Annotated in this window: 24 protein-coding genes; 15 read left to right on the top strand and 9 right to left on the bottom strand. The window is 63.1% G+C overall.

Annotation, left to right across the window (positions count from 1 at the left end; genetic code table 11):
• The 10 genes from CP49_RS41815 to CP49_RS41770 all read left to right on the top strand — a co-directional run.
• The coding region (locus tag CP49_RS41815) for a VWA domain-containing protein (protein WP_156438944.1) at nt 1-309 on the top strand (309 nt) is incomplete at its 5' end.
• Nucleotides 306-1196 carry an amidohydrolase family protein gene (locus CP49_RS41810; RefSeq protein WP_057855905.1) on the top strand — a complete coding sequence of 297 codons (891 nt, stop codon included), beginning with the start codon at nt 306-308 and terminating at the stop codon, nt 1194-1196. The genes CP49_RS41815 and CP49_RS41810, both read left to right, overlap by 4 nt.
• A gap of 45 nt (nt 1197-1241) precedes the next feature.
• Entirely contained in the window at nt 1242-2090 is an 849-nt protein-coding gene (locus CP49_RS41805) for an MBL fold metallo-hydrolase (RefSeq protein WP_057855904.1), read from the top strand.
• A gap of 18 nt (nt 2091-2108) precedes the next feature.
• On the top strand, nt 2109-3686 hold the full coding sequence (locus CP49_RS41800; RefSeq protein ID WP_057855903.1) for an isochorismatase family protein: 1578 nt from the start codon (nt 2109-2111) through the stop codon (nt 3684-3686).
• Nucleotides 3687-3699: 13 nt separating this feature from the next.
• Nucleotides 3700-4326, top strand: a complete 627-nt coding sequence (locus tag CP49_RS41795) for an FMN-dependent NADH-azoreductase (RefSeq protein WP_057855902.1) — start codon at nt 3700-3702, stop codon at nt 4324-4326.
• Between the two features lie 73 nt (nt 4327-4399).
• Entirely contained in the window at nt 4400-5413 is a 1014-nt protein-coding gene (locus tag CP49_RS41790; RefSeq protein WP_057855901.1) for a zinc-dependent alcohol dehydrogenase family protein, read from the top strand.
• 380 nt (nt 5414-5793) lie between these two features.
• Complete coding sequence (locus tag CP49_RS41785) at nt 5794-6864, top strand: efflux RND transporter periplasmic adaptor subunit (RefSeq protein WP_057855900.1); 1071 nt, start codon at nt 5794-5796, stop codon at nt 6862-6864.
• A gap of 49 nt (nt 6865-6913) precedes the next feature.
• Nucleotides 6914-7594 carry an ABC transporter ATP-binding protein gene (locus CP49_RS41780; protein ID WP_057855923.1) on the top strand — a complete coding sequence of 227 codons (681 nt, stop codon included), beginning with the start codon at nt 6914-6916 and terminating at the stop codon, nt 7592-7594.
• Nucleotides 7591-8751 carry an ABC transporter permease gene (locus tag CP49_RS41775; RefSeq protein WP_057855899.1) on the top strand — a complete coding sequence of 387 codons (1161 nt, stop codon included), beginning with the start codon at nt 7591-7593 and terminating at the stop codon, nt 8749-8751. Before CP49_RS41780 ends, CP49_RS41775 begins: the two co-directional genes overlap by 4 nt.
• A gap of 2 nt (nt 8752-8753) precedes the next feature.
• Nucleotides 8754-9944: an ABC transporter permease gene (locus CP49_RS41770; RefSeq protein WP_057855898.1), complete on the top strand. Its 1191-nt coding sequence runs from the start codon at nt 8754-8756 to the stop codon at nt 9942-9944.
• A gap of 78 nt (nt 9945-10022) precedes the next feature.
• Here the strand turns inward: CP49_RS41770 and tenA are convergent, their stop codons facing one another.
• The gene (tenA, locus tag CP49_RS41765; RefSeq protein WP_057855897.1) at nt 10023-10691 is read right to left on the bottom strand and encodes a thiaminase II; all 669 of its coding nucleotides are present in this window, start codon (nt 10689-10691) and stop codon (nt 10023-10025) included.
• Between the two features lie 185 nt (nt 10692-10876).
• Here tenA and CP49_RS41760 point away from each other — a divergent pair, with 185 nt between their 5' ends.
• A complete protein-coding gene (locus tag CP49_RS41760) occupies nt 10877-12577 on the top strand; it encodes a phospholipase D-like domain-containing protein (RefSeq protein ID WP_057855896.1) in 1701 nt (566 codons plus the stop codon).
• A gap of 43 nt (nt 12578-12620) precedes the next feature.
• Here the strand turns inward: CP49_RS41760 and CP49_RS41755 are convergent, their stop codons facing one another.
• Nucleotides 12621-13598, bottom strand: coding sequence for a Bug family tripartite tricarboxylate transporter substrate binding protein (locus CP49_RS41755; RefSeq protein ID WP_057855895.1), 978 nt, complete (start codon nt 13596-13598; stop codon nt 12621-12623).
• Between the two features lie 227 nt (nt 13599-13825).
• On the opposite strand from CP49_RS41755, the gene CP49_RS41750 reads away from it, so the two are divergent.
• Nucleotides 13826-14770 carry a LysR family transcriptional regulator gene (locus CP49_RS41750; RefSeq protein ID WP_082646514.1) on the top strand — a complete coding sequence of 315 codons (945 nt, stop codon included), beginning with the start codon at nt 13826-13828 and terminating at the stop codon, nt 14768-14770.
• 379 nt (nt 14771-15149) lie between these two features.
• A complete protein-coding gene (locus CP49_RS41745; protein ID WP_057855894.1) occupies nt 15150-17828 on the top strand; it encodes a flavin-containing monooxygenase in 2679 nt (892 codons plus the stop codon).
• Nucleotides 17829-17948: 120 nt separating this feature from the next.
• On the opposite strand, the gene CP49_RS41740 is transcribed toward CP49_RS41745, so the two are convergent.
• Nucleotides 17949-18680, bottom strand: a complete 732-nt coding sequence (locus CP49_RS41740; RefSeq protein WP_057855922.1) for a gamma-glutamylcyclotransferase — start codon at nt 18678-18680, stop codon at nt 17949-17951.
• 194 nt (nt 18681-18874) lie between these two features.
• Entirely contained in the window at nt 18875-19594 is a 720-nt protein-coding gene (locus tag CP49_RS41735) for a Crp/Fnr family transcriptional regulator (RefSeq protein WP_057855893.1), read from the bottom strand.
• A gap of 277 nt (nt 19595-19871) precedes the next feature.
• Here CP49_RS41735 and CP49_RS41730 point away from each other — a divergent pair, with 277 nt between their 5' ends.
• Both CP49_RS41730 and CP49_RS48860 read left to right on the top strand, forming a co-directional pair.
• Entirely contained in the window at nt 19872-21464 is a 1593-nt protein-coding gene (locus CP49_RS41730) for a gamma-glutamyltransferase family protein (protein ID WP_057855892.1), read from the top strand.
• Nucleotides 21465-21498: 34 nt separating this feature from the next.
• Nucleotides 21499-21624, top strand: coding sequence for a hypothetical protein (locus tag CP49_RS48860; protein WP_276326497.1), 126 nt, complete (start codon nt 21499-21501; stop codon nt 21622-21624).
• 15 nt (nt 21625-21639) lie between these two features.
• Here CP49_RS48860 and CP49_RS41725 read toward each other — a convergent pair whose 3' ends face one another.
• The 5 genes from CP49_RS41725 to CP49_RS41705 form a co-directional block, all read right to left on the bottom strand.
• Nucleotides 21640-22845, bottom strand: coding sequence for a DUF1236 domain-containing protein (locus CP49_RS41725; RefSeq protein WP_057855921.1), 1206 nt, complete (start codon nt 22843-22845; stop codon nt 21640-21642).
• Between the two features lie 116 nt (nt 22846-22961).
• Entirely contained in the window at nt 22962-24254 is a 1293-nt protein-coding gene (locus CP49_RS41720) for an NAD(P)/FAD-dependent oxidoreductase (RefSeq protein WP_057855891.1), read from the bottom strand.
• Nucleotides 24255-24271: 17 nt separating this feature from the next.
• Complete coding sequence (locus tag CP49_RS41715; protein ID WP_057855890.1) at nt 24272-25003, bottom strand: amino acid ABC transporter ATP-binding protein; 732 nt, start codon at nt 25001-25003, stop codon at nt 24272-24274.
• On the bottom strand, nt 25000-25653 hold the full coding sequence (locus CP49_RS41710; protein WP_057855889.1) for an amino acid ABC transporter permease: 654 nt from the start codon (nt 25651-25653) through the stop codon (nt 25000-25002). Before CP49_RS41710 ends, CP49_RS41715 begins: the two co-directional genes overlap by 4 nt.
• On the bottom strand, nt 25653-26420 hold the full coding sequence (locus CP49_RS41705; protein WP_057855888.1) for an ABC transporter substrate-binding protein: 768 nt from the start codon (nt 26418-26420) through the stop codon (nt 25653-25655). The genes CP49_RS41710 and CP49_RS41705 overlap by 1 nt, the downstream gene beginning before the upstream one ends.
• Nucleotides 26421-26527 lie beyond the last annotated feature (107 nt).

The following is a 26527-nucleotide window of genomic DNA, read 5'->3' as shown; positions in this document are numbered from 1 at the left end:
GGCGACGCGCTGCAGGCGTTCCTGGCCGTGCCCCGGTTCGGCGGCTATGCGCGCGGCGCTGCGGTCGTCATCGTCTCCGACGGCCTCGAACGCGGCGATCCTGCTGCGTTGCGCGATGCCGTCGCAAATTTGTCGCGGCGCGCCTGGCGCCTGAGCTGGCTGACGCCGCTCGCCGCCGGCCCCGGCTTTCAGCCGCAGACCGAAGCGCTGATCGCGATCCGGCGCTTCGTGGATGATCTGGCTGGCGGCGGGGCTACCGCCGCGATCGTCTCTCATGTGCTCTCGCTCGGACAAAGGAAGGCCGCGTGACCGAAATCGTCGACGCCCATCATCATATCTGGCGCCAGGCCGACCTGCCCTGGCTTGTCGGCCCGATGCAGCCGCGCATTTTTGGCCCCTACGAGCCGATTCGGCGCGACTATCCGATCGAGGAATATCTCGGCGATCTCGCCGGCTCAGGCGTAACGCGGTCGGTCTATGTGCAGACCAACTGGGCCAATGATCGCTTCGAGGACGAAACCGCCTGGGTGCAAGAGACCGCAAAGGACCATGGCTGGCCGCACGCCATCGTCTCCTATGCCGATTTCAACGTTGAAGACGTCCGCCCGCAGCTCGACCGTCTGGCGCGCTATCCATTGGTGCGCGGCGTGCGCATGCAGTTGCACTGGCACGAAAACCCGCTCTATCGTTTTGCGGCGCGGCCGGACCTCTGCGCCGATCCGCTAGTATGGCGTAATATCTCGCGACTCGCCGAGTATGGTTTCAGCTTCGACCTGCAGGTGTTCGCACCGCAGATGGCTGATGCTGCGGGGCTCGCCGAAGCCTGTCCCGATGTAACCTTCATCCTGCAGCACGCCGGCATGCTGGAAGACCTCTCGCCTGAAGGGCGCGCGGCCTGGCGTGCCGGCATGACCCGGCTCGCGGCCTGCCCGAATGTCGTATCAAAACTTTCCGGCCTTGGCACCTTCATCCACCGCAACGACCCCGCGCATGTAGCCAGTGTTCTCACCGAGACAGTCGCGATCTTCGGCGCTGACCGCTGCCTGTTCGGCTCGAACTTTCCGATCGAAAAACTTTGGACCAGCTATCGCGAACTGGTCGATGCCTATCTCGCCGCAACCGCCTCGCTTCCAGCGGACCAACGCGATGCAGTCCTGAGAAAAACAGCCTCGCGCGTCTACCGGCTTGACCGATGACGGCGCACGCTGATCCGCCGATTGAAAGAATGTGGGAGGGAATATATGCCGCTTGAAATCAAGATCCTGGACTATGGGGATATCGAACTGGAATCGAGCTTTCTCGTGCTCGGCCGCGATTGCGGCCGCACCCGCCGTGTCCTGACGCTCGGCTTCCTGATCGTCGGCGGTCCCTATCCGGTCGTGGTCGACACCGGCTATCGCTCGAACCAGATCATGGAAACGCTGGGCATGCGCGGGCTTCAGTTCCACGAGAACATGATCGAGAACCAGCTTGCGCGCCACGGCGTGCGCATGGGCGACGTCCGCTACGTCTGCCATACCCATCTGCATATCGACCACGCCGGCAAGGACGATCTGTTTCCGATGAACACCACGGTCGTGCTCAACCGCAAGGAACTGGAATATTCCGTCTCCGGCTTGATGCATCCGCAATATCCGGCGCCCGATATCAAGCATCTGATCGACCGCCTGCACACCAAGAGCGCGCTGCGCTTCCTCGATCTCGAAGTGACCGGTCCGATCGAACTGATGCCGGGCGTCTATTGCGATGCCGCCAACGCCCACACCGAAGGCTCGATGAACATCCATGTCCATACCGCGGATGGCATCGCCACCATCTGCGGCGACGTGATCTACGACTTCAACGACCAGATCGTCACGCCCTTCCGCGAGATCCACGACGCCGAGCCGCGAACGACTGGCAATCACGGCACCAGCAAGCGGGCGGAAAAGGCGGCGATCAAAAAACTCCTGAGCAATTCGCGCTATTTGCTCCCGGTTCACGACCGGCCGGCGAAGATTGAAGGCGGCGTGGTGGTCGGCCGGCTGCACGATCAGGTGCCCGGCCCGGTGGTTCAGAGCCTGCCCCAGCGCCACTGGTTCCCGGCCTGAGGCTGAAAGGACGGAACGATGACGCATGTCACGCTGCGCCCGGAATTCGAAACGTTGATCGATCCCTACGCGCCGGTCGGCCAGGTCGGCACCGGTTTCGAATTCACGGAAGGGCCGATCTGGCACCCCACCCATCATTACCTATTGTTTTCGGACATGCCGGGCGATGTGCGCCGGCGATGGGATGCCAAGCGCGGCGTTGTCGAAGTCAAGCGCCCTTCGAACAAATGCAACGGCATGACCTATGACGCCGAACTCAATTTGATCGTCTGCGAGCACGCCACTTCGTCCTTGATCCGCGAGCGCCCCGACGGAAGGCGCGAGGTGATCGCCTCGCATTTCGAGAACCAGGAGCTCAACAGCCCGAACGATGTCTGCGTGCATTCGAGCGGCGCGATCTATTTCAGCGACCCCTGGTATGGCCGCATGCCGGTCTATGGCGTCGAGCGGCCGCGCCAGCTCGGCTTCCAGGGCGTGTATCGCGTTCCGCACGGCGGCGGCCCGCCGAAACTCGTGGTCGACCGTCATCTGTTCGACCAGCCGAACGGCCTCTGCTTCTCGCCCGACGAGCGCCTGCTTTACGTCAACGACACCACGCAGGCGCTGATCCGTGTTTTCGATGTCGAGGCTGATGGTTCGCTCGCCAATGCGCGCATCTTCGCCAGCGGCATCCGCTCCGAGCTCGAGCCCGGCCTGCCCGACGGCATGAAGTGTGATCAGCGCGGCAATGTCTGGGTCACGGCGCCCGGCGGCGTCTGGGTCTATTCGCCATCAGGCGAGTTGCTCGGCAAGGTGCGCGTTCCCGAACTCGTCGCCAATCTCGCCTGGGGCGGCCCGGATTTTCGCACGCTGTATTTGACCGCGACCCATTCGGTCTATGCGATTCCGGTCAAGGCCGGACCGCGCCACGAGCCCTATATGAGTGGCCGCACGTCGACCGGCCCGGACACCGGCTCTGCGCAACCGGCGCCGCCGCAACTTGCCGCCGGCGACATGCAGCTCGATCCGCGGCGCTGCGCGATGATCATTCAGGATCTGCAGAACGATGTGATCATGGAGGGCGGCGCGTTCGCCGATTCCGGATCGCCCGGCCACGCGCGGCAGCAGCGGGTGGTCGACAATGTCCGCCGCCTCTCAGAAGCCGCGCGGGCGCGCGGCGTCGTCATCATCCATGTCTGGTTCATCGTCGAGCCGGGCGCGCCCGGCGTCACGCTCAACGCGCCGCTGTTTGAAGGGCTGGTCGACAGCGGCGCGATGGTGCGCGGAAGCTGGGGCGCCGCGCCGGTGCCGGGGCTCGAGCCGCGCGCCGGCGATTTCGTCGTCGAGAAAATGCGCATGAGCGCCTGGGAAGGCACAAGGCTGGAAACCATCCTCAAGGCGACCGGCCGCGACATGATCATCAACACCGGCGCCTGGACCAACATGTCGATCGAGCACACCGCCCGCACCGGTGCCGACAAGGGCTACTTCATGATCGTGCCGGAAGACTGCTGCTCGACCATGAATGCCGACTGGCACAACGCGTCCATCAATTTCGCGATGCAGAACGTCGCCGTCGTCACCAACGCCGATGCGGTCATCAGAGGATTGGGATGAACAGAGTGTGGCCATGCCAAAACTCTTTCACCTGAGCTGCTCGCCGCGCGCAGACTCGGAATCCTCCGCCGGCGCGCGGGTCTTTATCGACCGCTTCCGTCAGGCACGGCCGGACTGGGACATCGACGTGATGAACCTGTGGCGGGATCACCTGCCGGATTTCGAGGGTTATGTACTGGAGGCCAAATACGCCCGCATCGGCGGGCGGGCGTTCACGGATTCGCAGCGCGACGCCTTTGCGGTCACCGAGCGCATCGCGCTCCGGTTCGCGCTCGCCGATCGCGTGCTGATTTCAACGCCGATGTGGAATTTCGGTATTCCCTACAGGCTGAAGCAATGGATCGACGTCATCACGCAGCCCGGGCTGGCGTTTCGCTACGATCCGGCGCAAGGATATCTGCCGCTGTTCAAGGACAGGCCGACAATCGTGATCCTGGCGAGCGGCAGCGATTTCATCACCGGCATGAATCGCGGCCGCATCGACATGGCGACGCCATACTTGCGCGAGGCGCTCCGATTCATCGGCGTCAGCGACGTGCGTTTCGTGCCGATTGGACCGACCACGGGGCCGCTCGAACCGATCCGCACCGCACGCGAAGGTGCGCATCGGCGGCTGGCCGAGATGGCCGCGCGATTCTGATCCATAGGCTTGGCGGAACCGGAACATTTGCGGCAATATGGCGCTTACCCGGCTGCGCCGAAGGAGAACCCCGTTGAAGTGCTATGAGCTGCAGGGACCGGACGGAATCGATGGACTTGCCCTCGTCGACAAGCCAGTGCCGGAGCCCGGTGACGGTCAGGTGCTGGTTCGGCTGAGAGCGGCAACGCTGAACTATCGCGATCTGCTCACCGTAAAGGGCGGTTACGGTTCGCGTCAGAAATTTCCGCTGGTGCCGGCCTCGGACGGTGCGGGCGTGATCGAGCGGGTCGGCCCGAACGTGCGGGAATTCGCAGCCGGCGACCGCGTCATCGGAAGCTTCTTCGAAAGCTGGATCGCCGGCGAACCAAGCGAAGCAAAGATGCGCAGCGCCCTCGGCGGCGCGGTGGACGGCGTCCTCAGCGAGTACCGGATCTTTCCGAAGCACGCGCTGGTCAGAACGCCGAAGCACCTCAGCGATATCGAAGCCGCCGCGCTGCCCTGCGCCGGGCTCACGGCCTGGAGCGCAACCGTCAAGCTGGGCAGCGTGAAACCCGGCCAGACCGTTCTGACGCAGGGTACCGGCGGGGTATCCCTGTTCGCACTTCAGTTTGCCAAAATGTGCGGCGCGCGCGTCATCGCGACCTCATCCAGCGATGCGAAGATCGAACGCCTCAAGCAGCTCGGCGCCGACTTTACCTTGAACTACAGGGCGACACCCGACTGGGGAAAGAAGGCCCGCGAGTGGAGCGGCCACGGCGTCGACCTGGTCGTCGAGGTGGGCGGGGTCGGAACGCTGAACGAATCGATCCGGGCGACCCGGATCGGCGGCACGATCGCCTTTATCGGCGTGCTCGCCGGGCCGCCGCCGTCCGACCTGCGGCTGCCGCTGATGGTCATGCAGCAGCAGCGGCTGCAGGGCGTCACCGTCGGATCGGTCGAGGACCTCCAGGCGATGGTTGATGCCATCGCGGCGTGTCGCATGAAGCCGGTGATCGACAAAATCTTTCCGTTCGATCAGGCGAAACAGGCGTTTGCCCATATGGAAAGCGGCGCGCATTTCGGGAAGGTAGCGATCGAGATAGACTGAACGCGACGGTTCCCGCCGCTGGGTTTTGCCGGGTTTTGAGCGCAATCCGGGATCGACAGGCTTCCCAAGCGAAGGATACTCGGTGCTCATGGCCACAACTGGCAACACGGAGCGTACAACTCCAGCTGGTTCCAGGAATTGCCTCCGTCACTATTAGGCTTTAAATACGTGCCATTCGCCTCGTCGAAAAACGGGCGCCGCCTGGCGCTCGCGAGAGCTTTACCGGATTTACAACCGAGCTGGGGACACCGCCTCACGGAGAGCTTGAGCGCCTGCCCCTTTGATGGCGAGAGATGTAGACCGGCTGCGAGCGAGACCACCTGCGCGACAATGACGCCGCCCGCGCGGGAACTTCAGTGGGCAGCCGGATGGAATGAGCAATGACCGACGACAAGAGCAAACTGCTGAGATCGCTGACTATTGATCGCAGCGCCAACAAGACGGAACGATCGGCCGGCCGCTGGCTGCCGATCTCGGCCGCGATTGCCGTCTGCGTCATCGGATTCGCCGCCTTTGCCGCTTTTGAATTTGGCAGGCAGGACCCGCCCAAGGAGACCATATCGCAGACCGCACAGCAGCCCGCCGCACAGCCGCAGACGCCGCAGCCCCCGCAGCAGACTGCAACGAATAACAAGGCGGCCGGCAATCTGGCGGCCTCCGGCTATGTGGTGGCGCGCCGCAAGGCAACCGTTGCGGCCGAGATCACCGGCAAAGTGGTCGAGGTCTTCATCGACGAAGGCATGACGGTGACCGAGGGCCAGATCGTCGCGCGGCTCGATAGTGTGCTTGCCGAAAAGGATTATGAGCTGGCCCGCTCGCGCGCCGAGACCGCTGACGCCGCGATCGCCGCGATCACCGCCGATCTGGAGGACGCGACCCGGATCATGTCGCGTGTACAAACACTCTCGCAGAAGAATTTTGCGACCGAGGCCGACCTGACCAAGGCGCAGGCGCGGGTCGGCGTGCTCAGCGCGCAATTGCGCCAGGCGCAGTCGCAATTCGAGACCGCCAAGATCGACGCCAAGCGCAGCGGCTCGATGCTCGACAAGCATCAGATCCGGGCGCCGTTTGCCGGCGTCGTCATCGACCGCAGCGCCCAGCCGGGCGAAATGATTTCACCGATGTCGGTCGGCGGCTATACGCGCACCGGTATCTGCACCATCGTCGACATGGATTCGATCGAAATCGAAGTCGACGTCAACGAAGCCTTCATCGGCCGCGTCACCCCCGGAGGCGCCGTCAACGCGATGCTGGATGCCTATCCGGACTGGACCATTCCCGCCTCGGTGATCGCCATCGTTCCGACTGCGAACCGCGAGAAGGCCACGGTCAAGGTTCGGATTCGCTTCGACAAGAAGGACCCGCGCATTCTGCCCGACATGGCGGTGAAGGTGAACTTTCTGCGCGATGCCAAGGCAAATGGCGCCGCTGAAGCCACCGCCGCGAAATAGCCTACAGCCGGAAGCCTTAGAGGAGACAAGCGTGACAGCCGAGCATCCGATGGTTCGCCTTACCGGCGTAGCTAAGCGTTTCACCAAGGGAAAAGAGACGATCTCGATCTTCGATCATCTCGATCTTGCGATTCCCCGCGGCGATTTCATTGCTGTCATGGGGCCGTCCGGTTCGGGCAAGACCACGCTGCTCAATCTGCTCGGGGGCATCGACCGCGCCGACGCGGGCGAGATTGCGGTTGCAGACCAGCGCATCGACGGCCTCTCCGAGGGCGAACTTGCCGCCTGGCGAGCCGCCAATGTCGGCTTCATCTTCCAGTTCTATAATCTGATGCCGATGCTGACCGCGGCGCAGAACGTCGAACTGCCGCTGTTGCTTACCAAATTGCGCAGCAAGGAGCGCGCCGAGCGCGTTCACACCGCGCTTTCCGTGGTCGGGCTCGCCGATCGCATCAAGCACCGTCCGCGGGAAATGTCGGGCGGCCAGCAGCAGCGCGTTGCGATTGCGCGCGCCATCGTCTCCGATCCGAACCTGCTGCTGTGCGACGAGCCGACCGGAGATCTCGATCGGCAATCCGCCGACGAGATCCTTACGATCCTGCAACTGCTCAATGGCGAACTCGGCAAGACCATCGTGATGGTTACGCATGATCCCGCCGCGGCAAACTACGCCAAGCGCGTCTTGCATCTCGACAAGGGCCGGTTCGTCGAACGGGAGCTTGCCGCGTGAACGACTTCGACCTGGTCCGGAAAAACCTGTTCCGCCGCAAACTGCGCGCGGTGCTGATGATCGTGTCGATCCTGATCGCCTTCATGATCTTCGGCGTGCTCGCCGGATTCTACCGTGCCTTCACGGCCGGCGAGGATGCCGCCGCCGCTGATAGAATGATCACCGTCAACAAGATCAACTTTACCCAGCCGATGCCGATCGCCTACTTCACTCGCGTGCGCGCGGTGGAAGGGGTGCGGCAGGTGACCTTCGCCAACTGGTTCGGCGGCTATTATCAGGATCCGAAGAATTTCATCATGGCGCTCGCGATCGAGCCGAACACCTATTTCGACGTGTATCGCAGCGAATTCGAAGTCCCGCCCGAACAGCTTCAGGCCTTCATGCGTGACCGCGGCAGCGCGGTGGTCGGCGAAAGCCTGGCGCAGAAGTGGGGCTGGAAGATCGGCGATCGCATTCCTCTTAACAGCAACATCTTCAGCCAGAAGAGCGGCGGCCACACCTGGGATCTCACCATTGCCGGTATCGTCAAGGGCAAGGCCGAGCACGTCGACACCAACTTTCTCCTGTTCCAGTACCCCTATTTCGACGAAACCCGCAGTTTCGGCAAGGACACCATCGGCTGGATGATCCTGCAGACCACCTCGCCCGAAAACAACGATCGCGTGGCAAAAGCGATCGACGCGATGTTTGCCAATTCCACGGCCGAGACTTCGACCGATACCGAAAAGGCGTTCGGCAAGGCGTTCGCGGCGCAGTTCGGCAACATCGCGCTGATCGTGCTGCTGGTCGTCGGCGCCGCCTTCGTCACCATCCTGATGATCGTCGGCAACACCATGGCGCTGTCGATCCGGGAGCGGACGCGCGAGATCGGCGTATTGAAGACGCTCGGCTTTTCAGGCCCGCGGATCCTGGGAATGGTGCTCGGCGAATCCGTGTTGCTGGCGCTGCTCGGCGGCATTCCCGGACTGGCGATCGCGGCGCTGATCGCCATGGCGCTGCGCAACAGCCTCGCCAACGTCGTGCCCGGCTTTGCCGTATCGCCGGCCATAGCTCTACAGGGGCTGGCGCTGATGATCGCGCTGGGGCTGATCACCGGGATCATCCCGGCGCTCAACGCCATGCGGCTCAAAATTGCAACCGCGCTCGGACGGGGATAGGCATGCGTTCGCTTTGGCTTCAAGTCGCGGCGGTCACCGCCATCAATCTCAAAAGCATTGGACAGCGGCGCTGGCTGTCGCTTTCGACCGTGATCGCGATCGCGCTGGTGGTGATCGTGCTGCTCGCATTCCTGGCGATGGCCAACGGCTTCCAGCGCACCATTGCGGGATCCGGCGCCGACGACATGGCCATCGTGCTGCGGGCCGGCTCGCAGGCCGAGATCAACAGCACCGTGAGCCGCGATCAGGTGCGGCTGATCGAGGATGGACCCGGCATTGCGCGCGGCAGCGACGGCAAGCCGCTGATCTCGCCGGAACTCTATCTTGTGGTCGACGGCATCAAGCGCACGACCAAGACCAAGGCCAATCTGCCGCTGCGCGGGATTGGCGAACAGGGCTCCGAGTTGCGCAAGGACGTTCGCATCACCGCAGGCCGCATGTTCAATCGCGGCAGCAACGAAGTGGTGGTCGGCAAGGCATTGCTGCAGGAATTCGAAGGACTAGACCTCGGCTCTACCGTGTCGTTCGGCGCCACACGCTGGAACGTCGTCGGCGTATTCGAGGCCGGCGGCAGCGTGTTCGAATCCGAGATCTGGGCCGATCTCAACGTGGTGCAGAGCCTGTTCAACCGCAACAACATCGTCCAGACCGTGCGCGCGCGCCTCACCGGGCCGGCCGCACTGGATGAGCTCAAAAGCTATAGCGACAACGATCCGCGGCTGAAGCTCGATGTCAAATCCGAAGCAGCCTACTTTGCAGAACAGGCGTCGCAGACCTCTGATCTGATTCAGAAGCTCGGCTGGCCGCTCGCAATCGCGATGGCGCTGGGGGCGGTCGCCGGCGCGCTCAACACCATGTATTCGTCGGTCGCAGCCCGCGCGACGGAAATCGCAACGCTGCGCGCCATCGGCTTCGGCGGCTTCCCAGCCTTTGTCGGGACGCTGGCCGAATCGCTGTTGCTCGCCGTCATCGGCGGCCTGTTAGGGGCTGCCGCGACCTACCTGATTTTCGATGGCGTCACGGCTTCGACCCTTGGCGGCAACTTCACGCAGGTGGTGTTCGACTTCAAGCTCAGTCCCTGGCTGATCGCCGAGGGTGTTGCGCTTGCGCTGATCGTAGGCCTGATCGGCGGACTGTTTCCGGCACTGCGCGCCGCGCGATTGCCGATCGTCGAAGGCTTGTATGCGAACTGAGCTTGCTATTCTTCCACGCGAGATGCCGGCAAACACGTTTCGCGGGGCTTGCCGGCCCGACACGCCGTCGATGACTGTTCAACGCTGGCCTGCGCGCCAACCCATTTCCCAGAAATCTGCCTCGAGCCGGGTGGCTTCCTTGAAGATTGCGATCAGCTCGGCCTCGCGGGCCGGTGTGACGTAGCGATCGGCGAGACCATCCAGGTGCGTCCGCGCATTCGCCGCGACCTCCTGATATGGCGCACCGGCATACTCGGCGATCCAGACATGATAGGGATTTGTCGCAGCGACCGCATTGGGCTTTGAGGCGAGCCGCGTCGCGATCTCCGCGTAGCCGATCACGCAAGGAGCCAGCGCCACCTTGAGCGCGAGCAGATCGCCGCGCATCCCCGCGTCGAGCACGTAGCGTGTATAGGCCAGCATCTCGACCGCCGGAGGGGCTCGTTCGAGATCGTCCGGCGACAGGCCCCAGCCGGCGCAGAGCTTCACATGCAGGTTCATCTCGACGTCGAGGATCGCCGAGAGGCCTGCCGCCGCTTCGCGCATGTCGGCGAGCCTTGGCGACTTGTAGACGGCGAGCGCGTAGGCGCGGGCAAACTCGATCAGGAACAGGTAGTCCTGAACGAGGTAGTGACGAAACGCCGCCTCAGTGAGCGAGCCGTCCGCCAGCCCTTCCGTGAAGGGATGTTCGGTGTAGGCCCGCCACTCCACGGACGCTTCTGTCTTTAAACGCTCGAAGAAACTCACGATCTCTCGCCGGGCCCGCGTTCCAGAGTGTCTACCCCGTGACTACCAATAATCGCTCGATATGGGCTTGGCCACCGCCGTTTCTGTGACAATTCAAAGATAGTGCTCCGGCCGTCACTTCGCCATTGCGGATCGGACCTGGATCGCCTTAAAGTTGCATAAAACTTCAACTTGGGGGCGCGCCAATGTCTGAATTTCAGGTCACAGGAAGCAACGCCGACGCGCTCTTTACCCTCAAGATTCACCGCGGCGATGGCATGGCTCTGGTCGCGATGGATTGGAAGGACGATGAGCCGCCGCTCGATTTTGTCGGTTTCGCCATCGAATACAAGGAGCCGGACGGCAAGAGGTTCTTTAGCTTGAAGAACCGGATCGCGTTTCCAGGCGCCGACGGAAAGACCAATCCAAATCGGCTGACCTCGATGCAATCGCCCATACAGAAATTTCGCTGGGTGCATTTTCCTCGAAACGCCGAATTGGCCGGAGAATTCATCTACCGGGTCACCCCGGTTTTCATGAATGAGCAGGACGAGCTGAGTTTTGGCGAGCCGCAGGAGGCGGCCATTGAACTGCGCCGGGAAACCTACCCGGATCAGCTCAATGTCACTTACACACGCGGGTTCGTATTGTCGCAGGCGTTTGTCGACAGGTACGAGACGATTTCCAAGCTCCTGCCTGCAAAAGCCAAGGATGGCCTCAAGTTCATCCCCACCCATCCCAAGAAGGATGAGGCGCTCGCCTGGATGGGCTTTGAAGCCCGCCACGCCATTCTCGAGGTTCTGGATCAGGCGATTGAGGATGAAAACGCGGAGGTTCGGGTTATTGCTTACGATCTGAGCGAAATTGAAGTGGTGTCCCGATTGGAGAAGCTGGGCTCTCGCCTGAAGATCATCATAGACAATGCCGGGGAACACGGACCTGCTGAATCGGGAGAGTCGCAGGCCGCAAAGCGACTCGTGAAAACAGCCGGAAAAGACAATGTGAAGCGCCAGAAGATGGGCGCGCTCCAACATAACAAGACGATCGTTGTCGATGGACCGAATCTGAAGAAAGCCGTCTGCGGCTCGACGAATTTCTCGTGGCGCGGGTTCTATGTTCAGTCCAACAACGCCGTCGTCCTGACCGGCGAGTCCGCCATCAAGCCCTTTCTTGATGCATTCGAGAGTTACTGGGAGAACGACAAGGTGTCTGGCTTCGGTGCCACGAGATCAGCCGAGTGGAATAGTCTTGGGTTCGACAATATCGATGCAGAAATTGCCTTCTCTCCGCATATCAGCGACAACGCACTGCTCGACAGCATTGCGGAAGACATGAAGTCGGCGGAATCCAGCGTACTGTTTTCCCTGGCATTTCTATATCAGACCGAAGGACCTATTCGCGAGGCGGTCGAGAAACTGGCCAAGGCCAAAGGTATCTTTCTCTATGGCATCTCCGACAAAAAAGTCGGAGGCCTGGATTTTCAGAAGCCGGATGGCAAGGTCAAGCCGGTCTTTCCAGCGGCGCTTTCGAAGAACGTGCCGGAGCCCTTCAAGTCAGAACCAAAAGGAGGCGGGGGAAATCGAATGCACCACAAGTTCGTGGTAATTGATTTCGACAAGCCCACCGCGCGCGTTTACTTCGGCTCCTACAATTTTTCACCTCCGGCCGACACATCGAATGGCGAGAATCTTCTTTTGATAAAGGACCGGCGTATTGCCGTGTCCTATATGATCGAAGCGCTCAGAATCTTCGATCACTATCATTTCCGTGTTGCGCAAGCCGAATCCAGGAAGGCCAGAACGAAACTGCAATTGGCCAAGCCGCCGCGAAAGCGCGGCGAGAAGGCGTGGTGGAGCGAGTATTATACTGACGAGCGAAAGATTCGTGACCGCAAGTTATTCTCGTAACATTCGCCATGCTGGGAGCATCGTCCCTCATGGCATAACTAGACTATTCTCCCTTGAGGCCCGCCGTGCGGATCACCTCGCCCCATTTGCGCGTCTCGTCGTCGATGAATTTGCCGAACTCGCCCGCGGTGCCGGGGCGCGCCTCCAGCCCCTGGGCGAGCAGCTTCTGCTTCACTTCGGGATCGGCAAGCGCGCGATTGATCTCTTGCTGCATCCGCTCGACGATCGGCTGCGGCGTGGCTGATGGCGCCATGAAGCCGAACCAGCCGGAAGCAACCACGTTTGGAAAGCCCTGCTCGTGCAAGGTCGGAGCCGCGGGATAGATGTCGCTGCGGGCGGCGGAAGCGACGCCCAGCACGCGAAAATCGCCGCTCTGGATATGCGGCAACGCTGTGCTGATCGCGGTCAGGGTGGCGTCCACGCGACCGGCGAGCAGCTCCGTGTAGGCCATCGCATCGCCGCGGTACTGGACATTGAGACCCTTGACACCGGCGTCCCTCAGCAGCAGCTCGGCCGCGAGATGCGGCTGAGAGCCGGCGCCCGGAGAGGCGAAGGTAAGGCCGTCGGGCTGCGCCTTGCCGTAGGCGATCAGCTCCTGCAGATTCTTGAAGCTCGCCTTGGCGTTGACGATCAGAAAGAGCGGCGCCATGACAGCCATCGCCACCGGCTGCAGATCCTTGCGCTCGTATTTCAGTTTTCCGTACAGGGCTTCTGCGGTGGCATAGGGCGCGGCCGCATAGAGGAAAGTGTATCCGTCCGGCGCCGCGCGCGCGACCAGTTCGTTGGCAATGCGCGTGCCCGCGCCCGGCTTGTTCTCGACGATGAACTGCTGGCCAAAGCTGCGCCCGAGTTGCTCGGCCAGGATACGCAACGAAATGTCGTTTGCCCCGCCCGCCCCGTAGGGCGACACCAGCCGCACGAGCCGCGACGGCCAATCGGCCTCGGCAAACGCAGGAAAGCCTGGAGCAGCCGAGAAGCAGGCGGCGATGGTCCCCAGCAGGGTTCGGCGTGTGACTTTCATAGATGCCTCTTGGGAATAAGGGCCGCGTGAAAAGCGCTGCAGCCCGGCGCGTCCGTCCCATTTTTATCGAGCCGCGTTGGCGCGATCGCATTGCTGGATCGCCTGGCCCTTCGTCTTATCGATACCGCAACGATAGAGACGCGCCTTCTATCGAACAATGTGTATTTTTTGACCGATTGATAAGCGTAGCCTATGAATACGGAAAGCGGTGAAAGCTCGGAGGCGGCATGAGGATGGATGTGACACTGCGGCAGTTGCGCGCTTACGTGGCCGTGCTGGAGGCTGCGAGCTTCTCGGAAGCCGCCAAGGCCATGCACCTGTCGCAGGCCGCGCTCTCAGGATTGATCAAGGAACTGGAGAGCCGCGTCGGCGTCCGCCTGCTGGACCGCACGACCCGCAAGGTTTCTGCCTCTAGTGTCGGCGAGACCTTTGCACCGATGGCCCGGCGCGTACTTTCGAACCTGGACGAAGCGCTCGACAACCTGACCAATCTCAAGGAGCTGCGCCGTGGACTGGTGCGCGTCGCGGCGCCCGAAACGCTCTCCTGCACGCTGCTGCCGGAGCTCATCGCCGGCTACAACGACAGCCATCCGGGCGTTGACGTCCGCTTCGACGATGTGCCGATCCAGGAAGTGCTGGCGGGCCTGCAGAACGGCTCTACCGATATCGGCTTCGGACCGGCCGGCGTCGTTCCGGATTATCAGGTGGAAGCGCATATGATCTGCGCCGACCCGCTCTTTGTGGCGTTGCGCGGCGATGACCCGCTGGCAAAAGCCAAGTCGGTCAGTTGGAGGGATCTCCGCGAGCGGCCGCTGCTCAACTACATGCCCAACATCGCCATCAACGTGTTGAGCAACGTGCCGCCCCGGCATCACCCCAGGGAATTGGTGCCGGTGCACCGGGTGAACACCGCGCTGTCGATGCTGCGGGTGAGACAGGGCGCCGTGATCTGCCCCTCGATGGCCGAGCCGCTGGTGCGCGGCTTCGGACTGACTTTCCTGCCGCTGCTGCAGCCGGCCGTCAAATGGAAGATCGCGATGTTCGTACGGAACAGCGCATCGCTCTCGCCGGCGATCGAGAGCTTTCGCGACTTCACGCTCAATTTCAGCCCGAACTGGACAGCCGGCGGAAGCGAGCGCCGCCGCGCGAGTGAGCGCCGCAAGCGCGTGTAGCGAAGCGAAGCCCTCTGGATCACCTTCGCGGATAATGGCTGCTTGAAGTTCGAAAACGAGCGCGCAGCACACTCAGTGTCGTCCCTGCGAACGCAGGGACCCATACCGCGTGATCTCTCGATATGGCAGCGTGGCAGACGCCTTTCGCAAAACTTCCGCCGGTGGTTATGGGTCCCTGCTTTCGCAGGGACGACGTCGAGAGAGTACAGAGCGTCGCAGGTAAGTCGCTGCTTCACACGAAGAATTCGCGAAATCGCGGATCGAGAGCCTCCGCAGATCGTATCGCGCAAGAACATCCAACGATTGTATTTGCCCTAATGACAAACCGAGCACGCAGCAGTAGCCTCCTCCAAACTATAAAACGCACGGGAGGAGTGGCATGCCAGACGCAGCGGTCGCAGCACGTTCTTCTGAATCGACCAACAGCGGCACGACGCAACAGGTCGATGTCGCCGTGGTCGGCGCCGGGTTTGCCGGCCTCTATCTCCTGCATCGCTTGCGCAAGGCCGGCTTCTCGGCCGTCGTGATCGAGGAAGCCGGCGACGTCGGCGGCACCTGGTACTGGAACCGTTATCCCGGCGCACGCTGCGACATCCAGACCATCGACTACAGCTACACGTTCGATCCGGAGCTGGAGAGCGCGTGGCAATGGTCGGAGAAATACGCGACCCAGCCTGAAATCCTGCGCTATCTCGGCTTCGTCGCCGACCGATACGACCTGCGGCGCGATATCCGTTTTCGCACCAAGGTCACGGCGGCGAATTGGGATCAGAGCGCGGAGCGCTGGCAGCTCACGACAGACAATGACACAAGCATTTCCTGCCGCTACTACATCATGGCGACCGGCTGTCTCTCCGCGCCAAAACCGCCGGAGATCGATGGCGTCAAGGACTTCAAGGGCGAGATCTATTTCACCGGCCGCTGGCCGCATGACGAGGTCAAGCTCGCCGGCAAGCGCATCGCCGTCATCGGCACGGGATCATCGGGCATCCAGTCGATCCCGTTGATTGCGGAGCAGGCTGAGCATCTCACCGTGTTCCAGCGCACCCCGAACTTCGCCATGCCCGCCCATAATGGTGCTGCGCCGGCGGACCGCCTCGCTATGCTCGAAGGCGACCGCGCCGGTTACCGCGAACAGGCGCGCTGGTCGCTCGCAGGCGTCCCCTATCCGCAACAGATGGCGGTGAGCTGGCAACTGAGCGACGCCGAGCGGCGCGAGCGGTTCGAGCAAGCGTGGGCCACCGGCGATCTCGTCTACATTCTGACCCAGCTTTGGGCCGACCAGGGCGTCGACGTTGACGGCAACGCGCTGCTCGCCGACCTGATCCGCGAAAAAATCCGCACCATCGTCAAGGACCCGGAGACGGCTGAAGCGTTGACCCCGCACGACCATCCGTTCGGCGCCAAGCGTCCCTGCCTCGATACCAACTACTACGCCACCTACAACCGCTCCAACGTCACGCTGGTAAACCTGCGGCAGGAGCCGATCACAGAGATCACGGCTTCCGGCATTACAACCGACAAGCGCACGTTCGACGTCGATATGATCGTGTTCGCGACCGGCTTTGACGCCATGACCGGCGCCATCAGGGCGGTTCATCCGATCACGGGCCGCGATGGCAAATCGCTGTCCGACGTCTGGGCCGACGGCCCGCAGACCTATCTCGGGCTCACCGTCGCGGGCTTCCCCAATTTGTTCATGATCACCGGCCCGGGCAGCCCATCGGTGCTGTCGAACATGACGGTCTCGATCGAGCAGCATGTCGACTGGGTGGTCGACCGGCTGGCGGCGATGCGCGAGGCCGGCTTCACAACGATTGACGCGACCGAGACGGCGCAGGCCGGCTGGGCGCGGCACATGGCCGACTGTTCAATGATCACGCTGCATCGGCTCGCCAACACCTGGTACACAGGCGCCAACGTTCCCGGCAAAGCGCAGGGCGTGATGCCCTATACCGGCGGCGTCGGCCCGTATCGCAGCATCTGCAACGAGGTCGTCGGCCGCGGCATGCTGGGCTTCCGCCTGTCGGGCCCGAACGTTTCAGAGCAATGCAACGACGGCGAAGTGGTTCGCCTGCAGCCGGACGTGCGGCTGGTGCTGGGCATGCTGGCGGAGATGAACCTGCCGCAAATCGAATCACTTGGAGCACAAGGCGCGCGCGACTTCGTCACGGAATTCAACAAGGGCCGTCCTGCCGGCCGCCCGGTCGGCGAGGTCGGCGACGGCGTGCTGCACGGCGCCGATGGTCTGTTGTCCTACCGTCTCTATCGGCCGGCAACGCCGGGGCCGCATCCGATCGTGGTCTATTTCCACGGCGGCGGCTGGGTATTCGGTGACGAACAATCCGACGATCCGTTCTGCCGCGACATCTGCCGTCGCAGCGGGATGATCGTCGTCAGCGTCGGTTACCGCCATGCGCCCGAGCATCGCTTCCCGGCGGCGGCCGAGGATGGCTATGCGGCGACGCGCTGGATCGCCGAGCATGCGGCCGAGCTTGGCGGACGGTCTGGGCCGGTGCTGGTTGCAGGCTGGAGCGCCGGCGCCAACATCGCCGCCGTCACCTGCCAGCTCGCGCGCGATCGCGGCGGGCCTGAGATCGCGGGCCAGGTCCTGGTGTGCCCGGTCACCGATTGCAGGTTCGACCGTCCGTCCTACACCGACAATGCGACCGGATATTTCCTGACGCGATCGCTGATGTTCTGGTTCTGGGACATCTATTGTTCGCCCGCCGATCGCACCGATCCGCGCGTATCGCCGTTGCGCGGCAATCTGACGAACCTGCCCCCGGCGTTCGTGGCAACCTGCGAGTTCGATCCGCTGCGCGATGAGGGTATCGAATATGCCCAGGCGCTGGCTGCCGCAGGCGTCCCGGTCGAGCAACTTCAGGCGCGTGGCCACATCCACACGTCCTTGATGATGGTGGATGTCGTGATCACCGGCGTCAGCGGACGCGCGAAGATGGCTGAAGCGCTGCGCGGCTTTGCGGGACTGCCTCGGAAGCTGGAAGAGAGTAGCGAGGACGTCTCGCCGATCGCGGTCAACGCTGCGGCAGAGTAAGCCGCGAGGCAACAATATCGGAGCGGCTGGACTTGCGGGTCTGGCCGCTCGGTTGTTGACAGCCCCCCGCGCGTATCACTCCGCGGCCGAGACGCTGCAGGTCGCCGATAACCGAGCGCCTCACGCGCCGCAGCCGCCGTCGATCTGCGCATGCAATTGAGCGACATAGGGATCCTCGATCCCCAGCGCATCGAGCTGCATCGCCAGTTGCACCAGGTATTCCTGGTTGGTGCCGAGGACGCCCTTCCCGCTCGCGATCATCGCCGCGGTCTCGGCGAGCGGCAGCTCGCCGACATAGCTCGGGTGCGCGGGGTTCGAGACAAAGGCGAGCGCCGAGATCGGCCCCTGCGGCGTGGTCATCGGCACCATCGCCGGCGCATAGCCGCCGCGTAGCATCTCGCGCCGCCACAGGATAGCAGACTCCGCATGCACGGAGGCTGCCGCGATGCGAAACGCCAATCCCCGGCAGCATCCCTCGCCTGGCTCCAGCGAAAGCATCAGGGCCGGATGGTTGGGCGATCCGCGGCCGAGATTGATCTTCAGCGTGAAGCGACGCTGATAGTTTTCGACGTCGGCGAGCCGCACTTCGGCGAAATGGAATCCGGGGTCCCACATCAGCGAGCCGTAGGAATAGATCCAGAGGTCGTCGCCCGCCTTGTGATCGCCGAGCACCGCAAGCCGGGACGCCTCGATTGCTTCGTCCGGCAGCCGCCAGCCCGCCGGCCATCCTGCGGCCCGCGCACGCTGCTCCCACATCGAAAACATTTCGGGCGTCAGCCGCAGCAGCGATTTTTCCGGGTGTGTCACCCGCGCGCGAAGATCAGGCAGGTGAATGAATGCGTCCGCGGTCAAGGCCGGCACCCCCTTTGCAGAAGCCTCGTCGGTGCCCAAATGTGCCATTATCGAGCCTTGAGGCCAATTCAAACCGCGAGGTCTTCGCACGTCTTTATGTCATGATCTGGCCAATATTTTTGAAGTCAGACGATGTTGAGGCATTCGTTGCTGAAGTTTCAGATAGCTATCGCGCGCATCGCCGAACGTACCTGTCACGACTTATTCATTTCGCTAGCCTCGGCCACTCGAAACACCCGTCGATAGTGCGACCGAACGACTTCATCGCATTCGCAGGCCCGCGTCCGTAACTGGCTGATATCGACGATGTGGAGCCGCCCCCGGCTGTAGGAGATCAATCCGGCGCTCTGCAATGCGCCGGCCACGGTCGTCACGCTCGTACGCCTGACTCCCATCATCCCGGCAAAGAACTCCTGCGTCAACGGCAGATCGGGACCGGCGAGGTCGTACATGCGCGACAGCCATTTGCAGGTGCGTGCTTCGATGTCATGGACGGCATTGCAGGCGGCAGTTTGCTGCACCTGTGAAAGAAAGAACTGCTCGTACCTCGTCAGCATCGCCTTGAAATCCGGCAGCTCGCCGGCAAGCGCGCGGAGCCTGTCCGAGCCGATGATCGATGCCTTACCGCTAATCTGAACCGTCACGCGGTTGAGCGTCATCTTGTTATCGAGCGCCTGGCTCGCGCCGAACACGCCATCGCGACCGATCATGCCGGTTTCGATCTCGCCGCCGTCGGCCAATTCGACAACGCAGGAGATGATGCCTGAGTGCGGGAAATAAACCCGCTGGAGCTGTTGGTGAGGTTCGGCAAGCACTTCTGCAGCGGACAGGTCAACCACTGACAGGTAAGGCGCAAGCCGCGCGAAGGTCGCTGGTGCAAGCCGGCCAAGCAGCAGGTTGACAGCGTGGGGCATCTCTTGTGCTCTGCCTGGCAGCGGCGCCAGTCCCCCAGTCACCGGCGCCTTACGAGGCCGGCGGTGATGGACACATTGCGCCGTGGCGGCGATTTTTCAAGCCAAATTTCGTCAACCGGAACGGCTTTCTCGGTGTGGCGCTATACTTGGAAAAGCCGAACGGCTCAGCGCCGGGGTTCTTCCTGGGGCGCTGAAATTCGCCTAGAACGGCCATCGACGGGCTGATATCGAGAGCGTGGCAGTCTCCACAAACATAATAAAAACCAAGGCAAATTTGATGCGCGACCAGTTCTCGAATACCCAAGTGATCCGCAAACCGGCCGTCACCTCCAAAGGCGGCATCGTCGCCGCGCAATCGAGCCGGGCCGCGGAGGTCGGCGCCGAGGTGCTGGCTGCCGGCGGCGACTGCGTCGATGCGGTGATTGCGACGACGTTTGCGCTTGGCGTGCTGGAGCCCTGGATGAGCGGACCCGGCGGCGGCGGCGCGATGGTGCTCTACCGCGCGCGCGAAGACCGTTATGAGGTGATCGACTACGGCATGCGTGCGCCGCTAAGCCTGCGGCCAGAGGATTATCCGCTGACCGGCGGTGGCGCGGCTTCCGATATTTTTCCCTGGCCGCGGGTGAAGGACGACCGCAACATTCATGGCCCCGGCTCGATTGCCGTTCCCGGCGTGGTCGCGGGCATGGATGAAGCGCATCGCCGTCACGCCAAATTGCCGTGGAAGGAGTTGCTGGCGCCGAGCGTCAAGCTCGCCGGCGAAGGCCTCCTGGTCGACTGGTGGACGACGCTGATGATCTCGAGCACAGCGGCGGACCTCCGGCGCTATCCCGCAAGCGCCGCGGCCTATCTGCAGGACGGGCTGCCGCCGAATCCGCAATGGGGCATCAGGTCGGTGGTCCGCCTGCCGCGGGACCGGCTCAAGGCCACGATGGCGCAGCTCGCCAGCACCGGCCCGCGCGACTTCTACGAAGGCGATCTGGCGAAGAGTCTCGCTGAGGATATCCGGGCCGCCGGCGGCGCACTCTCAGTGGAAGACCTCGCGCCGTTTCGCGCGCATCTGCGTGAGCCGCTGGCGATCCCCTATCGCGGCGGCAAGGTGTTCGCGACGCCCGAACTCACCGCCGGTCCCACGCTGGCGCGCACGCTCGGCCTGCTGCAGAACGATCTCAAGCCGGCGCGCGGCGGACCGGATGCGGCGGCCTACCTCGCCTATGCATCGGCGCTGCAGTCGGCCTATCGCGCGCGCCTGAAAGATATGGGCGACGAAGACGGCAGGCGCGCGCTCGGCGCGGAAGCGCTGGCGCCGGCTTGCACCACGCATTTCTCGGCGGTCGATCGCGACGGCAACATGGCGGCGGTGACGCAGACCCTGCTGTCCACGTTCGGCTCCAAATTCGTATCTAGCCAGACCGGCATCACCATGAACAACGGCATCATGTGGTTCGACCCGACGCCGGGCACGCCAAACTCGTTGGCCCCCGGCAAGCGCTGCCTGACCAATTACACGCCGGTGCTGGCGCAGGCGGCCGACGGCCGCCGCTTCGCGGTCGGCGCTTCCGGCGGCCGGCGCATTCTGCCGGCCGTAAGCCAGCTTCTGTCCTTCGTGATGGATTACGGCATGGACCTCGACGCCGCGATCCATCAGCCGCGCATCGACGCGAGCGAAGGCGCAGTCGTAATCGGCGACAAGCGTCTGCCTCAGGCTGCGCGCGAGGCGCTCGGCGCGCGGTTCGACTATGAAGAGGCGCGGATCCAGAACCTGCCGATGAAGTTCGCTTGCCCCAGCGTCGTGCTGCGCGATGGTAGCACCAACAGCGGCGCCACCGAGCCGTTCCACGCCTGGAGCGAGGCGGTAGCGGAGAGCTGAAGCGAAGCCGTGGCGGAATGAGATAAGGGCTCTCATGGAAACCGTCATGCCCGGCCTTGTGCCGGGCATCCACGTCTTTGCTTCAATCAACCGAGAAAAGACGTGGATGGCCGGGACAAGCCCGGCCATGACGAAAGAGGCGATTCATCTTGCCGTTTGACGTGAGGCCGCAGACCTATCGCGTCTGCGGCTCAATCGTTACGGTGCAGTCGCCGCCTTGCATTGCGACCACGATCTGTCCATCGGATGCACCCAATGCAATCGGGTTCGTCTGCCCTCCGCCGCCCGGCGCGCGAACGGTGACGCTGATCGAATCCTGCGGCGCAGTCGAACCAACGGTTGTAGGTGAGTCTTCGGTGATATTGCCCGCAGTATCCCGGCGCATGATACGGCAAGGCGCACCGCCGGCCTGGGCCATCGCGTCGGCCGCGCGTCCACTGCCGGTCTCGCCGCCCGCCGCGCGAATGCGCGACGCGTCACGCGGGATCTGGCTTACGATCCGCTGCGTGCGGGGTTCGACGATCACGATTTCCTCCTCGGTCGTGAAGTAGTCATAACCGCGGTACTCCGGCTCGATCGAGACGATTGCGGCCGGCAGCCGTTGGACCCGCACGTGCCGCGGGATTCGCTCGCCCACCCGGATCGAGACGTTGAGATTGCGCTGAGGCGGCGCCAGCCGCTCACGGGTCAACGTCTCAGAAATGCGCACCTGCTTGTCGGTCGATATCTGCTGGCGGTCTTGCGTCTGGGTGGTCTGGGTCTGTGTCCGTGTGGTGTCAGTCGCGGTGCCCGGCCGGTCCGTCTCCTTGCCCTGCTCAGCCGCATCCTTTGAGGTTCTGTCCCGTTGATCGCGGCTCGGCTCCTTCTGGGTGGTGGTTGTGCCCTCGCGCTCCTTCTGGGACGTCGTTGTTCCGCTCTTGGTCTTCCCGGACTCGGCGGTACCCTTGGTGCTGTCTTTGGCACTGTCCTTAGCGCTCTCCTTGGCATCCCGACCGCGGTCGGCCTCCCGATCACCCGGGCGGGCGCCCTTGGTTTGCTCCGTGGCCCTCTTCGCGTCATCGCCACGGCCACGTTTGCTGTCTTCGCTCGCAGCCGTTGGACGCTCGGCCCCAGGTGCCGCCTTGCCCTTCTCCCCCGCCTGCCGGGAACCGGCTCCTCTTTCTTCACGATCCGCCGCGCCTTGAGCCTTCTGCTCCGCACCCTTGGCGCGTTCCTGCGCCCGCTCGGCGCCGCGTTCTTGCGATGCAGCACCCTTGCCACGATCGCTCGGCTGCATCTGCTTCGGTTCCTCACTTCTTCCGCCGGGGGCCTGACCGTACGACAGACCCGGCGCCAGCATCAGGCAAATAATCCCCGTCGACAACAATAGCTGCTTGCGCATCTTGACCTCCTCGAATTTGGCCCTGCGCAAGCGAACGTTCGCCGGGGATGGAAGGTTCCGTCCAAGACGAGTGTGATGCCTCTTTGGTCGATCGAAGGTCTTCGGCCGCCGTGCCGCTAGGTCCCGAGCCGGTCCCGCACTCGCCCCGCCACGACAGCGGCGGTGACGCCGATCGGCCAAAACGCATGCAGCGCCATCGGCTTGATGCCGGTGATGGGCATGTCGATCTCGGCATTCTTCCCGCCGATGAGGCGACGCGCGAGCTGCGCGCCCATCGCGGTCGAGAGCGCGACACCGCGGCCGTTGCAGCCGAGCGAGATCAGCAAGTTTTCGGCGGGCTCATGCACATGGGGATAGTGATCGGGCGTGATCGCGAGCCGGCTGTTCCAGCCGTGGGTCCAGCTCACGCCTTTTATCTGCGGCCAAAGCCGTTCTGCGTAACGCATGAGATAGGCGACGTCGGCAGGCTTATTGATCCAGCGCATTGGTCCGCGGCCGCCCATCAGCAGGCGATTATGCTGATCGATGCGGTAATAGACCGTGATGTGCCCGCTCTCGTACAGAACGGACCGCGTCGGCATGATCGTGCGCGCGACTTCTTCGGATAACGGCGCTGTGGCTGCGATCGAGGAGAATACCGGTACGATGCTGCGGCGCAGGCCCGGCCAGAGATCGCCGGTAAAACCGTTGGTCGCCAGCAGCACTTTCTCTGCGCGCACCGTTCCGCGCGGCGTCTCGATACGCCAGCCGGCGCCTGCACGAGACAAGGAAAGCGCCGCCGTTTCGCCATGCACGGCAGCGCCGGCCGCGATCGCCGCGCGCGCCAGCCCGCGCGCATAGCTCAGCGGATGCAGGTCGCCGCCACGATTGTCCAGCATGGCGCAGAGATAGCGGTCGGTGCCGGTAATCTCGCGCATCTGCTCGCGGTTCAGAAGTTTTATCGGCATGCCGCGGCGGATGCATTGCTTGGCGGTGTTTTCGATTCCTGCCGCGCTTGCTTCATTGTAAGCCGCGCGCAGCGTGCCGTTCTGCCGCGCCTCGCAGGGAATCTGGTAACGCCGGATCAGGTCGAACGTATAGTTGGTGGTGCCGTAGGAAAACGCGATCATGCGGCCGCCGAGCTCGGTGCCGAAATCGGCTTCGATCTGATCGGGATCATGCTTGAGGCCCGGATTGACCTGGCCGCCATTGTTGCCCGATGCGCCCCAGCCCGGCTGTTGCGCCTCCAACACGACTGTATCCACGCCTTGCTCGGTCAGGTGCAAGGCCGTGGACAGCCCGGTGAAGCCGCCGCCGATGATCGCGACCGAAACGTTCTTGTCTCCATCGAGCGGCGGCGCCGGTGTCGGCGCCACCGCTGTATCGGCGTAGAGACTTGGCGGCAGCGGCAGAGTTGCAGGCGCGTTCATGAGTAGTAACCGGATGCTTACAAGGGATGCAGCACGCGCCGCAGAAAATCCTGCGTGCGCGCATGCTGCGGCTGGTTGAGGACGGATTTCGCCGGCCCCTGCTCGACGATCACGCCGCCGTCGATGAACAGCACGCGATCCGCGACATCCCGGGCAAATCCCATCTCATGGGTGACGACCACCATGGTCATGCCGTCATCGGCAAGCTTGCGCATCACCGACAGCACGTCGCCAACCAGCTCCGGATCGAGTGCCGAGGTCGGCTCGTCAAAGAGGATCGCCTTCGGCTCCATCGCCAGCGCCCGCGCAATCGCGACGCGCTGCTGCTGTCCGCCGGACAGTTGCGGCGGATAGGTCTCGATCTTGTCGGAAAGCCCGACTTGCGCCAGCAGCGCGCGGCCGCGCTCCAACGCCGCGGCGCGCGGCTCCTTCTTCACAAAGATGGGTCCCTCGATGACGTTCTCGAGCGCGGTGCGGTGCGGAAACAGGTTGAAGCGCTGGAACACCATCGAGACCTGGGTACGGATCGCAACGATCGAGGGCGCATTGCGATCGACCCGCGCGCCTTCGACCAGGATGTCGCCGCTGTCATAGCTTTCCAGCCCGTTGATGCAGCGCAGGATGGTGGATTTGCCTGAGCCAGACGGGCCGACGATGCAGACCACCTCGCCCTTCTCGACGGACGCCGTGATGCCCTTCAGCACCTCGACCTTGCCAAAACTCTTGTGAACGTTGGCAAGCTCGATCATTTCTGGCCCGCCCGCTTTTCGAAGTGACGGACCAGAAGAATGAGCGGAATGCTCATGGTCAGATACATCAGTGCCACAAGCGTGAACACGCTGGTGTTCTTGAAGGTGGAAGACGCGATCAGCTTGCCCTGCAGCGCGAGCTCGGCGACCGTGATGGTCGAAGCCTGCGAGGAATCCTTCAGCATCATGATCATGATGTTGCCGTAGGGCGGCAGCACGATCTTGACCGCCTGCGGCAGCACCACGCGGCGCATGGTCTGCCACCAGCCCATGCCGATCGCCTGCGCCGCCTCGATCTGTCCCTTGTCGATGGCCTCGATGCCGGCGCGGAAATTCTCGGCCTGGTAGGCCGAATAGGCGATGCCCAGCCCTAAGATCGCGGCCTGCAGCGCCGTCAGCGTGAGGCCGAGTTCCGGCATCACGAAATAGAGATAGAACAGCAGCACGATGATCGGGATGCCGCGGATCACGTTGATCAGCCCGGCGCTGAAGCCCGTGAGGACGCCGATACCGGATACCCGCATCAGCGCCCAGACCAGGCCGAGCGTGGTCGACAGCAAGAGCGAGCCGATCGTGACGATAATCGTCAGCGCCACGCCGCTCATCAGAATCGGCAGGAACTCGACCGTGTCGCGCCAGAACGCCTGCATCAGGTACCCTGCGCCTTCAGGCCCCATTTATCGAGGATCTTTTCCACCGTCCCTTTCGCCTTCAGCTTCGCCAGCGACGCGTTGATCTTGGCGAGCAGCTCGGTGTCGCCCTTGCGCACGCCGATGCCGACCGAACCTATGGTCGCAGGCTTGTAGCTCTCGACGATGCGCGCCTCCGGAAAACCGCCCTGCTTCAGGTTGTAAGCGAGGATCGGGTAGTCGGCGAAGCCGGCCTTCAGCCGTCCGGCATTCACGTCGCGCAAAATATCCGGGATCGTGTCGTAGGCCTTGACCTCGCTGAACAGGCCCGACTTCTTCAGCGCGTCGACAAACGCGGTCCCGACCTGCGCGCCGACCACCTCGCCTTTCAGATCATCCTGCTTGGTGTAACTCTTGCTGTCGCTCTTCGGCACCAGCAGTCCTTCGCCATAGCTGTAGAAAGGTTCGGAGAAATCGATCACTTCCTTGCGCGCCGGCGTGACGAACATCGCCGCCGAGATGATGTCGATCTTGTTTGACGTGAGCGAGGCGATCAGTGTCGAGAACTGCATCGGCTCGATCTGCACCTTAAAGCCGGCGTCCTTGCTGATCTCGGTGATGAGATCGACCATGATGCCCTGGATGCTGTTGGTCTTGGTATCGAGGAAGGTGAAGGGCACGCCGGTCGGCGTCGATCCCACTTTCAACACCTGCTGCGCGGATGCCGGCACCGCGGCGGCAAGAACAAAAGCCGCGATCGCGGCCTGAACGAGACGTTTGAGAGCCATCGCACCACCTCCCGGATTGAACGCCGGTCCGAACTTTCGCCCGCCTTTTAGACCAAAGAGTTGCGGTCGATGCCGTTCCGGCCTATTTTCACCATTATGAAATTGTG

The sequence above is a fragment of the Bradyrhizobium valentinum genome, from assembly GCF_001440405.1.
Lineage (GTDB): Bacteria > Pseudomonadota > Alphaproteobacteria > Rhizobiales > Xanthobacteraceae > Bradyrhizobium > Bradyrhizobium valentinum.
The sequence above is the reverse complement of the archived record's forward strand: the minus strand, read 5'-3'. Positions and strand labels throughout refer to the sequence as shown.

Excerpts from the sequence above, each read along its gene's own strand:
- CP49_RS41805 (WP_057855904.1), top strand. The coding sequence starts at position 1,242 with ATGCCGCTTGAAATCAAGATCCTGGACTATGGGGATATCGAACTGGAA.
- CP49_RS41800 (WP_057855903.1), top strand. The coding sequence starts at position 2,109 with ATGACGCATGTCACGCTGCGCCCGGAATTCGAAACGTTGATCGATCCC.
- CP49_RS41795 (WP_057855902.1), top strand. The coding sequence starts at position 3,700 with ATGCCAAAACTCTTTCACCTGAGCTGCTCGCCGCGCGCAGACTCGGAA.
- CP49_RS41785 (WP_057855900.1), top strand. The coding sequence starts at position 5,794 with ATGACCGACGACAAGAGCAAACTGCTGAGATCGCTGACTATTGATCGC.
- CP49_RS41780 (WP_057855923.1), top strand. The coding sequence starts at position 6,914 with ATGGTTCGCCTTACCGGCGTAGCTAAGCGTTTCACCAAGGGAAAAGAG.
- CP49_RS41770 (WP_057855898.1), top strand. The coding sequence starts at position 8,754 with ATGCGTTCGCTTTGGCTTCAAGTCGCGGCGGTCACCGCCATCAATCTC.
- CP49_RS41760 (WP_057855896.1), top strand. The coding sequence starts at position 10,877 with ATGTCTGAATTTCAGGTCACAGGAAGCAACGCCGACGCGCTCTTTACC.
- CP49_RS41755 (WP_057855895.1), bottom strand. The coding sequence starts at position 13,598 with ATGAAAGTCACACGCCGAACCCTGCTGGGGACCATCGCCGCCTGCTTC.
- CP49_RS41750 (WP_082646514.1), top strand. The coding sequence starts at position 13,826 with ATGAGGATGGATGTGACACTGCGGCAGTTGCGCGCTTACGTGGCCGTG.
- CP49_RS41745 (WP_057855894.1), top strand. The coding sequence starts at position 15,150 with ATGCCAGACGCAGCGGTCGCAGCACGTTCTTCTGAATCGACCAACAGC.
- CP49_RS41735 (WP_057855893.1), bottom strand. The coding sequence starts at position 19,594 with ATGCCCCACGCTGTCAACCTGCTGCTTGGCCGGCTTGCACCAGCGACC.
- CP49_RS41730 (WP_057855892.1), top strand. The coding sequence starts at position 19,872 with ATGCGCGACCAGTTCTCGAATACCCAAGTGATCCGCAAACCGGCCGTC.
- CP49_RS48860 (WP_276326497.1), top strand. The coding sequence starts at position 21,499 with ATGGAAACCGTCATGCCCGGCCTTGTGCCGGGCATCCACGTCTTTGCT.
- CP49_RS41725 (WP_057855921.1), bottom strand. The coding sequence starts at position 22,845 with ATGCGCAAGCAGCTATTGTTGTCGACGGGGATTATTTGCCTGATGCTG.
- CP49_RS41720 (WP_057855891.1), bottom strand. The coding sequence starts at position 24,254 with ATGAACGCGCCTGCAACTCTGCCGCTGCCGCCAAGTCTCTACGCCGAT.
- CP49_RS41715 (WP_057855890.1), bottom strand. The coding sequence starts at position 25,003 with ATGATCGAGCTTGCCAACGTTCACAAGAGTTTTGGCAAGGTCGAGGTG.
- CP49_RS41710 (WP_057855889.1), bottom strand. The coding sequence starts at position 25,653 with ATGCAGGCGTTCTGGCGCGACACGGTCGAGTTCCTGCCGATTCTGATG.
- CP49_RS41705 (WP_057855888.1), bottom strand. The coding sequence starts at position 26,420 with ATGGCTCTCAAACGTCTCGTTCAGGCCGCGATCGCGGCTTTTGTTCTT.